We start from the raw sequence: 12,568 nt of genomic DNA, 5'->3' as shown, positions 1-12,568 counted from the left end.
GGGAGTAAATCCCACTCCGAAGCAACGCTTAGGATTTCCGCCATGGCAGACCGCCCCACCGAAACCCCCGCCGATCCGGACCAGCAGCTCGGCAACGCGATCCGTCGGCTACGCAAGGAGCGCGGCCTCACCCTTGTCCAACTTGCGGGCAGCGCAGGCCTTTCGCACCCCTTCCTCAGCCAGCTGGAACGCGGGCTGACCCGCCCGAGCATGCCCTCGCTGCACCGGATCGCCCAAGCGCTCGGCACCACCCAACAGGCACTGCTGGCGCACGCGGCAACCTTCCCCGCCGACATCCACGTCGTACGGGAAGGGACCGGCACCCCCGTCGCCAACAGTGGCGGCTCGGCCCGGATGCTCGGGGCACCCCAATTCGCCGTCCATCCGGTCGAATACACGGGGGGACCCATCAGCTTCGAGGAGTACTACGACCACCCGGGCGATGAGTTCCTCTATGTGGTGCACGGCACGATCGAGGTCGACCTACTGGGCCCCGGCGGCCGCGAACTGCACCGCCTCTACGCCGGAGACAGCCTGCTCTACCCAGGCGGAACTCCGCACCGCTGGAGGGTTCTGGCGGAGGATCAGGACGTCTCCGGGGTGCGCATCCTCACCGTACAGAACGCCCCTCGCCAGAACGTCGAGCAAAGGTCGACAGAGGTAGGGGTCGTCCAGTCGGCTCGACCACGGTCGGCGACGTGATCGAATCAAACTGGCGAGCCGTCAGAACGAGCGTCACGTGGGCGTCGAGATGAGGAACGCGACGTCAGCGCCTCCCGTCCCGCCATCGCAAAACCGCAGCTCACCCGGCGGTCGCCCTGGCACCCGCGCTATGGGACATATTCCGCCGGGGTAGTGGACGTCGGCCGAGTCCGCTTCCCTGCCTCTGCCTCGTCGTCCGCCGCGCGTGCCGGGCGGGTCCGGTTGAAGGCCAGGTTCAGCCCGAACGCGATCAGGGTCGCGCTCGTCACCGGTGAGCCCAGCACGATGCGCACACCGTCCGGGAAACGGGAGTAGAGGTCCGGTGCCACGTCGGGCGCCATGCCCACGCCGATCGACACGGCGACGATCAGCAGGTTGTGCGTTCCCTCGAACTCGACCCTCCGCAGTGTGCTGATGCCGACGGCAGCGACCGTGGCGAACATGACCAGTCCCGCCGCGCCCACGACCGGACCGGGCAGCCCGGCCACCACCGCCCCCAGCTTGGGAACCAGGCCCAGGGCAACCAGGATGGCGCCCGCGACGGTGACCACATGACGGCTGCGCACCCGGGTCATCGACACCAGGCCCACGTTCTGGGCGAAGACGGTGTCGATGAAGGCGTTCATCACTCCGCCGAGCACCCCGGACAGACCGTCGGCGGCCAGCCCGCGCGCCATGTCCGCGGTCGTCAGCTCCTTGCCGGTGAGTTCGGCGACCGCGATCAGGTCCGCGGTCGACTCGGCGAACAGAACCAGCATCACGACACACATGGAGATGACCGCGACGGGCGGGAACTCGGGCGCGCCGAAGTGGAACGGAGCGCTCACCCCGATCCAGTCGGCGCCACGGGCGGCGGACAGGTCCACCAGACCCAGCGGTACCGCGACCGCGGTACCGGCCAGCAGCCCGAGCAGGACCCCGGTCTGGGCCAGAAAGCCCCTGCCGAACCTCGCCACCAGCAGGATCACGATGACGACGAAGGCGGCGAGGGCGAGGCGCGACGGCGCCGCGTAATCCGCCGCCTTGGGGTCGCTGCCGACGACAAGGTTGACGCCGACACCGATCAGCGCCAGGCCGACCACGGTGATCACCACACCGCTCACCAACGGCGGGAAGAAGCGCGCCGCCTTGGCGAACGGCCAGGCGACGAGCAGGCCGAAGATCCCGGCAGCGAGCATCGAACCGTATACCGCCTGAAGCCCGTACTCACCGGCGATCAGGATCATCGGCGTCACGGCGGTGAAAGCAGCGCCGGCCATCACGGGCATGCGGACGCCGAGCACTCGCCCGACGCCCGCGCCCTGGATCATCGTGACGACGCCCGCGACCAGCAGGTCCGCGTTGATGAGCAGAGCGATGGTCGAGGCATCGAGCCCTGCGGCCGCGCCGAAGACGAGCGGCACCGTGACACAGCCCGTGTACATCACCAGAACGTGCTGGAGACCCAGCACCGCGAGCCGCCCGAACGGCGCCCGCTCCTTCGCGGACATCATCACAACAGTCCCCTTACCGTGCGAAGTTGGCGGCGATGCGCTGCTGGATGTACTGCTCCGCCGTGATCGGCGGATACCGGCCGTCCGGCCCCTCGATCACCACGTCACGGTCGGCCTGGGCGAAGAAGGCGATGCTGTAGCGGGCGCCCCGGTCCTCGCCGGGGCCCGGGGACTTGACCCGGTGGAAGTTGGACGGAAGCCGGTCGTCGCTCCACCGCATCAGCATGTCGCCGATGTTGCAGGTGACGGCGTCGGCCGAGGGCACCACGGGAGTCCACTCCTGGGCCTCGGCCTCCTTTCCCGGGCACACCTGCAGCCCGCCCTGCCCGTCCCGCTGGAAGAGCAGCGTCAGGCAGTCGAAGTCGGTGTGCGCACCGGCCCGCCACACGCTCGGGTCGGGCTCGGCGTCCTCGGGGATCGCGAAGTAGTGCAGCATCCGCAGGGTGGACTGGTAGTGCATGCTCTGAGGGTCGTGGGCGCGGGCGAAGAAGTCGCCGGCGAAGCCCAGCTTGTCGGCGAAGCAGGACAGGACCCGCATCGCCACCTCGCGGCAGCGCATCTCGAAGTCGAGGGCGCGCAGCCGGAATTCGGGCAGGACGTCGTCAGGCCAGAGCCCCTCCATGTGAGGGCGGGTGACCTGGTACGACTCCTTCTGGTCCGGTGTCCCGACGGACGGCCTGACCTGGGTCATGGACTCCCACCCGGAGTTGAGGCCCTTCTTCAGCCCATGCCGGGCCTTGTGGGCCTCGGGCAGCGCGAAAAATCCCTCGGCATTCGTGAACGCCTCGTCCACCAGGGTTTGTTCGATGCCGTGGTTGACCAGCTGGAAGAACCCGATGTCCGTGGCCGCCGCCCACAGCTCCTCGGTGATCTCGGCCTTGCGGGCCTCGAAGTCGGAGAGGTCGATGCGGCGGATCTCCCGCGCCGTGGTCTCGGTTCCGGCCCCGCCCATGCGGGTTTCCTTGTCGAGTTCGGCGAGGCCGTACGTCGATTGAGGCGTCGTGTGCAGCACAGCACGCCTCGTGATGTCAGTCATCGCGGCAAGTACTCCTGAGTACGTCGGAGTGAAGTTCTCCGAGTCCTACGAGGTGCAGTCACCGCCCCTGCACCCCCACCGCGGACACACAGAGGTCCGCGGGCACGGTCGGCCTCGGACCCGTCCGTGGGCCCGGCGCCGTGGGCTGGCATAAGCCCCGTCGACAGGGGCCATGCGCGATGAGGTCAGCCTGGCGGCACCGTGTTTCGTCCGGGAACCAGTTCTGTTACTGCGACAGCACGCCCACAAGGACCGCCGCGGGAAGGCGGGCACTGCGCCCGTCGCGCACCGGAAGGCACGCGTAGTCCCGCTCGAAGCGGTGCAGCACAAGGTCGGCCCTGGCACCGCGCTCGGCCCACGTTGGAGTGGATCTGCTCGTGGACTCTGTAGACGTCGTCAGCCACGACGTTGTTGATGTTCACGGCCCGGGCCTCGGGACCTCTACCCAGGTCACCACCGTGGCGGTCACCAAGTCAGCAAGCCAGGACGCCTCCGCGCCCCCACGCTGGACTTGAACATGGTGCGCAGTGCTCCCGTGGGCGAAGAGGGTCGCGCCCCGGTGACAGGTACGCGCCGGCGCCCGCCAGGCTACGGCGGGCGCCGGGTCGCTGCCTACGCGACGGCCTCTTCCGCGGCCGCGGCATCGATCACGCCGGCGGTGTGCGCCGCGTCACCCGTCCCCGGCTTGTTGAACTGCGTCCGGTACAGCTCCGCGTACCGCCCGTCGGCCGCCAGCAGTTCCCCGTGGGTGCCCCGCTCGACGATCTGCCCCGCCTCGACGACGAGGATCACGTCGGCCGCCCGCACGGTGGACAGCCGGTGGGCGATCACCACGGCGGTCCGCCCTTCCAGCGCCTCGGTGAGCGCCTCCTGGACGGCCGCCTCGGAGGTGTTGTCGAGGTGGGCGGTGGCCTCGTCGAGGATGACGACGCGCTGGCGGGCGAGGAGCAGCCGGGCGATGGTCATGCGCTGGCGCTCGCCGCCGGAGAGCCGGTAGCCGCGCTCGCCGACCACGGTGCCGAGGCCGTCCGGCAGGGAGTGTACGAGGTCTTCGAGACGGGCCCGGCGCAGTACGTCCCACAGTTCCTCCTCGGTCGCGGAAGGGCGGGCCAGCAGCAGGTTCGCCCGGACCGAGTCGTGGAAGAGGTGCCCGTCCTGGGTGACCATGCCGAGGGTCTCGCGCATCGACTCGGCGCTCAGGTCGCGGACGTCGACGCCGCCGATGCGGACGGTGCCCTCGTCGGTGTCGTACAGCCGCGGCAGCAGCTGCGCGATGGTCGACTTGCCGGCGCCGGAGGAGCCGACGAGCGCGACGGTCTGGCCGGGTTCGGCACGGAAGGAGACGCCGTGCAGGACCTCGGCGCCGCCGCGGGTGTCCAGGGCGGCGACCTCCTCCAGCGAAGCGAGGGAGACCTTGTCGGCGGAGGGGTAGGCGAAACGGACGTCGTCGAACTCCACGGACGCCGGTCCGTCGGGCACCTTGCGGGCGTCCGGCTTCTCCTCGATGAGCGGTTTCAGGTCGAGCACCTCGAACACGCGCTCGAAGCTGACCAGGGCGCTCATGACTTCGACGCGGGCCCCGGCGAGCGAGGTGAGCGGCGCGTACAGGCGGGTCAGCAGCAGCGCCAGCGAGACGACGGCGCCCGGCTCCAGAGTGCCGCGCAGCGCGTACCAGCCGCCGAGCCCGTACACGAGGGCGAGGGCCAGGGCCGACACCAGCGTCAGGGCGGTGATGAACGCGGACTGCGCCATCGCCGTACGCACCCCGATGTCCCGCACCCGCCGGGCCCGCGCCGCGAACTCGACGGACTCCTGTTCGGGCCGCCCGAAGAGCTTCACCAAGGTGGCGCCGGGTGCCGAGAAGCGCTCGGTCATCCGGGTGCCCATCGAGGCGTTGAGGTCGGCGGCCTCCCGCTGGAGCTTGGCCATCCGGCTGCCCATCCGGCGGGCGGGAATCACGAACACCGGCAGCAGGACCAGCGCGAGCAGGGTGATCTGCCAGGACAGCGTGAGCATGACGGCGAGGGTGAGCAGCAGCGTCACGAGGTTGCTGACGACTCCGGACAGGGTGTTGCTGAAGGCTCGTTGGGCACCGATGACGTCGTTGTTGAGTCGACTGACCAGCGCGCCCGTACGAGTACGTGTGAAGAACGCGACCGGCATGCGCTGCACATGATCGAACACAGCCGTCCGCAGATCGAGGATGAGTCCCTCGCCGAGCGTCGACGAAAGCCAGCGGCCAAGGATCCCGAGCGCCGCCTCGGCGAGCGCGATGACGGCGATGAGCACGGCAAGGCGGATGACCGTGCTCTCGTCGCCGCCGGACACGATGGCGTCCACGACGCGCCCCGCGAGCACCGGCGTCGCGACGGCGAGCAGCGCGGTCAGCACGCTGAGCACCACGAACTGCCCGATGCGGCGGCGGTGGGGGCGGGCGAAGGCGGCGATACGGCGCAGCGTCGCGCGGGCGAAGGGCCGGCGTTCCTGCTGCGCGTTCATGACACTGTGCAGCTGTGTCCAGGCTGTGGTCTCCATGCTCATGAGAGAGACGGTATGACCTCAAGCATTATTGAGGTCAATGACTACAGGAAGAAGTTGACGCGCTACGCAAAGAACTTGACGAAGCCGGACCCTCCCGCACCTTGCCCGGCGTGTCAGCCGCCGTCTCCGCTCCCGCAACCCCACGTTGGTGCGGTGTGGAAAACCTCTCCCGATGTGACCGCGGTACGACTCCCCCAGGGACTCCCCAGACGCTTCTCCCTCCGGCCTGCCGTCCGGCCGGCGCTGTGCCTGCTCCCGCTCGCCCTGGTCCTGGTGGTCGGGGTGCGCCACCGGTCCGTGCTCATGGAGGGCTTCGGTCATCTTGAGTCAGCCGAGTGGCCCTGGCTCGCGGCCGCGGTCCTCGCGACCTGCCTGACCTGGGTCGCGGCGGCCTTCACCCGCCAGGGCGCGGTGATGGAGCGGCTGCCCGCACGCCGGCTGCTCGCCACGCAGTTCGCGGCGGGCGCGGCCAACCATCTGCTGCCGACGGGCCTGGGTGCCAGCGCGGTCAATCTGCGGTTCATGACGGTGTGCGGCGTGCCGCTCGCCCGTTCGTCGGCCGCGCTCGCGCTGTACATGCTCGCGGAGTCGATCGCCCGGCTCGGCCTGCTGCTGGGCCTGCTCATCGCGTTCCCCGGGGCACTACGGATCGGAAGCCTCCTTCCGGACGGGGCGATCGGCCCACTGCTGCTGCTCGGCGCCGGTCTGGTGCTGTGCGCGGCGGCGGGGACGCTTCTTCTCGTGCGCCGGCTGCGTACGGCCGTCTTCTCCTTCCTGTGCACCGCGCTCGGTGAGGCGCGCTCCGTGCATTCCCGCCCGTCCCGCGCGCTCGCCCTGTGGGGCGGCTCGCTCGCCTTCCCGCTACTCCAGGCGGCCGGACTGGCCGCGGTGGGGCAGGCGCTGGGGCTGCCGGTGCCGCCCGCGCACATGGCGATCGCCTATCTGGCGGCGACGGCCGCGGTCGCGCTGGTGCCGACGCCGGGCGGGATCGGATCGGTGGAGGCCGCGCTGGTCGTCGCGCTGGTCGCGGCGGGCGGTCCGGTGGCCGTGGCGACGGCGGTGGTGCTGGCGTACCGGATCATCACGGTGTGGCTGCCGTTGCTGCCGGGGGCGCTGACGCTCGGGGCGCTGGTCCGCTGGAAGGTGATCTGAGCCGACGTCAGGGTGGCGGCACTACCCCGGAGTAACCTCGGCGTACGCCAGCCAGCGGAAGCAAAAGGGGACAGCACGATGCCGGTCCGGATCGAACGTCAGGGATACGTCACCACGGTCGTCCTCTCGCGCCCCGAGGCCCGCAATGCGGTGGACGGGCCGACCGCCGCCGAACTCGCCGACGCCTTCCGGGAGTTCGATGCGGATGAGTCGGCCAGGGTCGCGGTGCTCTGGGGCGAGGGCGGCACGTTCTGCGCGGGCGCGGACCTCAAGGCGATCGGCAGCGAGCGCGGCAACCAGGTCACCGAGGACGGCGACGCGCCGATGGGCCCCACCCGGCTGCGCCTGACCAAGCCGGTGATCGCGGCGGTCGCGGGGCACGCCGTGGCCGGGGGCCTGGAGCTGGCGCTCTGGTGCGATCTGCGGGTCGCCGAGGAGGACGCCGTCTTCGGCGTCTTCTGCCGCCGCTGGGGCGTCCCGCTGATCGACGGCGGCACGGTACGGCTCCCCCGTCTCATCGGCACCAGCCGCGCGATGGACATGATCCTCACCGGCCGCCCGGTCCCCGCCCCCGAGGCGTACGGCATGGGCCTCGCCAACCGCCTCGTCCCGACCGGCCGCGCCCGCGCCGAGGCCGAGCGACTCGCCGCCGAGATCGCCGGCTTCCCGCAGTCCTGCCTCCGCAGCGACCGCGCCTCCGTCCTCGACCAGGAGGGCCTGGTGGAAAAGGCCGCCCTGCGCACAGAACTCCAGTACGGCATGGGCGTGTTGGCCGAGAGCTTGGAGGGCGCCGCCCGCTTCGCACAGGGTGCCGGCCGGCACGGCTCGTTCACCTCACTTCAGTGACACCCTTCCCGGTCGTCAAGGGCGCCTCCGCGCAGGCCTGGTGACGGGTGGGCAGGCGGATGCGGCAGGATGAGCGGTCACCCCGGACGACGAACACCCGTCCGGGCGTGATCGTGCGTTCCCGGATTCGAGCAGGTGGCAAGTGACGACACAGCACATCCGGCCCTCGGGCCTTCTCCCCGGCCGCAACGGAGGTCACCGGTGAAGCGCTCCCTCACCCTGGACGATCTGATGGTCGCCGGGATCGCCGTCGCCGCGGGCCTCCTGGCGGCGTTCCTGATGCGCATGCTGCTGCGCTGGCTGGGCAAGCACGCGCTGCGCACCCGCTGGAGCGGCGACGACGTGATCGTGGACGCGCTGCGCACCCTGGTGCCCTGGGCGGCGATCGCCGCAGGGATCGCGTCGGCGGCCGCGGTGCTTCCGCTGACCGCGCAGGTCGGGCGCAACGTCAACCGTTCGCTGACCGTTCTGCTCATCCTGGTGTCGACCATCACGGCGGCACGGGTGATCACCGGCCTGGTCCGGTCCGTCGCCCAGTCCCGGTCGGGCGTCGCCGGTTCGGCCACCATCTTCGTCAACATCACCCGCGTCCTGGTGCTGGCGATGGGCTTCCTCGTCATGCTGCAGACGCTGGGCATCTCGATAGCGCCGCTGCTGACGGCGTTGGGCGTGGGCGGTCTCGCGGTGGCCCTCGCCCTCCAGGACACCCTCGCCAACCTCTTCGCGGGCGTCCACATCCTCGCGTCGAAGACGATCCAGCCCGGCGACTACATCCGCCTCAGCAGTGGCGAGGAGGGCTACGTCGTCGACATCAACTGGCGCAACACCACGGTCCGTCAGCTCTCCAACAACCTGGTCATCATCCCCAACGCCCAGCTCTCGGGCACCAACATGACCAACTTCACCCGGCCCGAGCAGCAGATGACGCTCACGGTCCAGGTCGGCGTCGGCTACGACAGCGACCTGGAGCACGTCGAGCGGGTGACCAACGAGGTCGTCGCCGAGGTGATGACCGAGATCACCGGCGCCGTCCCGGACCACGAGCCCGCCGTCCGCTTCCACACCTTCGGCGACTCCCGCATCGGCTTCACCGTGATCCTCGGCGTGGGCGAGTTCAGCGACCAGTACCGGATCAAGCACGAGTTCATCAAGCGTGTGCACAAGCGATACCGGGAGGAGGGCATCCGGATTCCGGCGCCCACCCGGACGGTGGCGCTGCAGCCGGGGAGCACTGCCATCCCGCATCAGCGAGAGGGCAGTACACCGCTCTCGTAAGTCTGGTATTTCTGGGCGATGGGCGTGGACGAGAGCCGGGTGGCGGAGATCACCGTCGGCGCACGACTGACGGGATCCGGCTACCTGGTCGCCAATGGCCTGGTCCTGACGGCGCAACACGCCGTCGGGTTCAACAGCACCACCAGCGACCGTCTCGCGGTGCGCTTCACGGACGAGGACGACTGGATCGCGTGCGCCGTGCGGTGGCGCAGTTCCGAGCGTCTGGACGCGGCGCTGCTGGAGATCACCGATGAGTGGTGGCTTCGCGGCCGACGGCATGTCTCGACCCGGTGGGGGACTCTCGCCGGCAGGAACACAGTGGAATGCACGGTGACGGGCTTTCCGCAGTTCGCCCAGCGGCGGACCGGCCTCAGGGACATCGAACGACTGACGGGCCTCATCGAGCCGATGCAGGGATCCGCCACGTCGGGCTGGGTCATCCGGGGTGTTCCGGACAACGTCGCTTCGGATGCCGCTCTGAACGGAATCACGGGAGCTCCCGTCTTCGTCGACGACCTCATGATCGGCATGCTCAGCTCGCTCGGCACCGACGGCCGGTTGCGGGCGACGCGTACGACTCAGCTGGCGCGCGACAATGAGTTCGCCGAATTGGTGTTGTCCCGGAGCGGTGTGCCGCTGGTACCCGAGTCCGTGGAGCTCACGCGCATCGCCCGATCGCCACTCCCTCTGCGTACGTTCACCTCACCCGTGTCGCTCCTCGCCCCTGAGGCGTGGGCCCTGCCCTTCAGCGGACGAGAGAAGGAACTCCAACGTCTGAGGGACTGGTCCGAGGGTTCCGGCGTCCAGGTGTGCTTGTGCACGGCTCCGGCCGGGTTCGGCAAGAGTCGGCTGGCCCTCCAGTTCGCCGTGGAACTGGCCCGGCGTGAGTGGGCCGTCGGCGTACTGCGTCCGGATGCGTCCTCTCATCAACTGGACAGGATCGCCGAACTTCAGGCGCCCACGCTGCTGATCGTCGACGACGGCGAAGAGCAGACGGACCAGCTGCTCCCTGTGCTCGAACAGGCAGCTGCGCGCCGCACTTCGGAGACGCCGTTCCGTCTGCTGGTCCTGGCGCGTACGGAAGGCCCGTGGTGGGACTCTCTCGTCAAGAGAACCAACGCCGCCGGGGCACGCGAAGCGCTGAGCAAAGCACTCGCCATGCCGCTGCCGCCTCAGCACATCTCGGAGCGGGGCAGGGCCGATGCGTTCGAAAGTGCGGTACGCGGCTTCATACCGCTGCTCTCACAGATTCCAGATCTGTCGGACCAGAACTGGCAGGAAATCGCCGAGAGGGTCTCCGAACCGGCGCTGGACAACCCCTCATTCGACGCGGTGGGCAGCCTTCAAGCGGCCGCGCTGCGCGCGTTGCTGGCGGCCGCACCGAATACCGACGAATTGCTCCGCTCCCTCGACGAGTTCGAAGCCCGCGTCCGCAATCCTCCGCAAGCCCTGCCCGAAAGCCAGTCCGCCCAAGACCCCGCCTCCTCCCCAGGCTCCCTCCACACCCGGGGCTTCGGAGACCGCCTCGCCGAGGCCGACCTCATCGGCAGAACCGCCATGGTCGCCGCCATCACCGACCTGCTCGCCCCGCCGGAGCCGGACGAGTCCGCCACCGGAGCCGACGCCCACGGCCCCACCGTCGTAGCGCTCGAAGGACCGTGGGGTTCGGGCAAGTCGACCACGATGCGCTTCATCGAGCAGGAGCTGATCCGCCGCCGGCCACAGCCGGGCCCGGAGCCCGAACGCTGGTCGCGGCGCTGGTGGCGCTCCTGGTGGTGGCGCTTGCCGATGCCCCCGCATCTCTCCGTCAGATCGGCAGTGCGCATCCTGGGGTCGGGCGAGAAGGAGACCACTCGTCGAGGCCGACATCGTGCCGAGGCCGTACGGGGCTTGCCTGTCATCGCCCACTTCAATCCCTGGGCCCATCAGTCCAACGAGCAGATCTGGGCGGGCCTGACGCGCTCGATCATCGAGGCCGCGCACCCCGTGCTGGGGGCGGACGACACGGCACGCGAAAGGTACTGGCTGTTCCGCAACCGGCTGCGTCTGGAGCGCCGCCACCTCAGGCGGAAGCTCTGGCGGAATCTGGCCTCTCCGCTGTTGCGGCTGGCCGTGTTCGCCCTGCTGCCCCCGGTGATCGCGCAGTTGGTTAAGGCGGATAAGGCCTCCAAGGTGTGGGGGTTCACGCTCCCGCAACTGGCCCTGGCCATCCCCGCCGGGCTCCTCGCAGCCGGGCTCCTCCACACCGTCTTCCGCTTCCTCTTCGGCCGTGCCAGGTCCTTCCTGCCGGGAGACGTCCTCGACGGCCCCGTACTCAGCGGCGCGCTGGCCCCGGGGATGGGCGGCACCGCCGACCCGGCTCTGCGCGACCCCTACTTCAACGCCCGCTCCGGATACCTCTACCTGGTCCAGCACGACATCCGTGAACTTCTCGCGAGCCTGCGCGGCCGCGGTCACGAGCTGATCGTGTTCATCGACGACCTCGACCGATGCTCGCCGGGTACGACCGCCCAGGTCTTCGAGGCGATCAACCTGTTCCTGTCGGGAGCCCTGCAGGACGCCGGGCCCTGTCAGACCGCCGACCAGACAGAGAAGACAAAGTGGACAGCGAAGGTATGGCGGAAGGTAAGGGAGAAGACAGGACATAAGACAAAGACGGCGGAGCAGGCCCAGCAGACACCGAAAGCGCCGGACACGCGGGCACAATGCCGGTTCGTCATCGGGCTCGACCCAGCCGTGGTCGCCGGCCATCTCGACCAGGCGTTCAAGGACCTCCAGCCGGAGAAGTCCCGTCCGTCCAACGGGGACCCGTCCTGGGGCTGGACATTTCTGCGCAAGCTCATCCAGCTCCCGGTGATTCTGCCGCCGATCACCGACACCGGGATAGACGAGGCGTTGTCGGGACTGCTGGGGTCCGTCGTGCAGCCCACGCCACAACCGGCGGCACCCGCGGGCGGCGGGGAGACCGAGCCGGCGGCGCAGCCCACGGCCGAGGCCCCGCAGACGGCATCGCTCGTATTCGCGCCCGCACCCGACCCCGAGCCGGACATCCGAGCCCGCGCCCTGGAAACCAACCCCGCCGTCCGTGCCCTCATTCAGCAACGGCTCTACGACCAGCCCGACCTGTCCATCCGGGAGACCAAGCGCCTGCTGACGATCTGGCAGTTCTATCTCCGGGTCGTCGGCCACAAGGAGCGGGGTGCGGACCAGCTCGACGTGGAGCACGCCCTCCAGCTGGTCGTGCTCGCCGAGATCGCCGCCCGGTGGCCCGCCCTCCAGTCCCACCTCCGGCGACCCGTGGACGGGCGCCCCGGACTGCACTGGCTGGCCCTCGCCGGGCAGGAAAAGGAGGCCTGGGTGGAGGCCCGCAGACGCACGGCCCTCCAGGACGAGCGGTACAACCACGCGTGCGACGCGTTGCGCGCGCTGCTCCGGAAGCACGACGGGGAGCAGCTCGCGGCGATGGCGGAGCGGCTCTAGGCAGAACACCAGCACCACGAGGGAGTGCCCCTCACGCCCGCCC

General features: G+C 69.8%; 8 protein-coding genes. 5 read left to right on the top strand and 3 right to left on the bottom strand.

All coding sequences use genetic code 11. From position 1 onward, the window contains the following. Positions 1-42 precede the first annotated feature (42 nt). Positions 43-702, top strand: coding sequence for a helix-turn-helix domain-containing protein (locus OG975_RS42455; RefSeq protein WP_406334955.1), 660 nt, complete (start codon positions 43-45; stop codon positions 700-702). Between the two features lie 128 nt (positions 703-830). On the opposite strand, the gene OG975_RS42450 is transcribed toward OG975_RS42455, so the two are convergent. From OG975_RS42450 to OG975_RS42440, 3 genes are all read right to left on the bottom strand, one after another. After that, complete coding sequence (locus tag OG975_RS42450) at positions 831-2,195, bottom strand: nucleobase:cation symporter-2 family protein (protein ID WP_406334954.1); 1,365 nt, start codon at positions 2,193-2,195, stop codon at positions 831-833. Between the two features lie 13 nt (positions 2,196-2,208). Continuing rightward, positions 2,209-3,231, bottom strand: coding sequence for an isopenicillin N synthase family dioxygenase (locus OG975_RS42445; protein WP_406334953.1), 1,023 nt, complete (start codon positions 3,229-3,231; stop codon positions 2,209-2,211). A 612-nt stretch (positions 3,232-3,843) separates the two neighbouring features. Then, on the bottom strand, positions 3,844-5,766 hold the full coding sequence (locus tag OG975_RS42440; RefSeq protein WP_406336709.1) for an ABC transporter ATP-binding protein: 1,923 nt from the start codon (positions 5,764-5,766) through the stop codon (positions 3,844-3,846). Positions 5,767-5,946: 180 nt separating this feature from the next. Between OG975_RS42440 and OG975_RS42435 the strand changes: the two genes are divergently transcribed. From OG975_RS42435 to OG975_RS42420, 4 genes are all read left to right on the top strand, one after another. Then, entirely contained in the window at positions 5,947-6,924 is a 978-nt protein-coding gene (locus OG975_RS42435; RefSeq protein ID WP_406334952.1) for a YbhN family protein, read from the top strand. Positions 6,925-7,002: 78 nt separating this feature from the next. Next, positions 7,003-7,770 carry a crotonase/enoyl-CoA hydratase family protein gene (locus tag OG975_RS42430; protein ID WP_406334951.1) on the top strand — a complete coding sequence of 256 codons (768 nt, stop codon included), beginning with the start codon at positions 7,003-7,005 and terminating at the stop codon, positions 7,768-7,770. A 201-nt stretch (positions 7,771-7,971) separates the two neighbouring features. Then, positions 7,972-9,045: a mechanosensitive ion channel family protein gene (locus OG975_RS42425; protein WP_406334950.1), complete on the top strand. Its 1,074-nt coding sequence runs from the start codon at positions 7,972-7,974 to the stop codon at positions 9,043-9,045. Between the two features lie 18 nt (positions 9,046-9,063). Beyond that, a complete protein-coding gene (locus OG975_RS42420; RefSeq protein ID WP_406334949.1) occupies positions 9,064-12,525 on the top strand; it encodes a P-loop NTPase fold protein in 3,462 nt (1,153 codons plus the stop codon). Positions 12,526-12,568 lie beyond the last annotated feature (43 nt).

Source organism: Streptomyces sp. NBC_00203, from assembly GCF_045206325.1.
Classification (GTDB): Bacteria; Actinomycetota; Actinomycetes; order Streptomycetales; family Streptomycetaceae; genus Streptomyces; species Streptomyces lutosisoli.
This window is presented reverse-complemented; position numbering and strand designations above follow the sequence as displayed.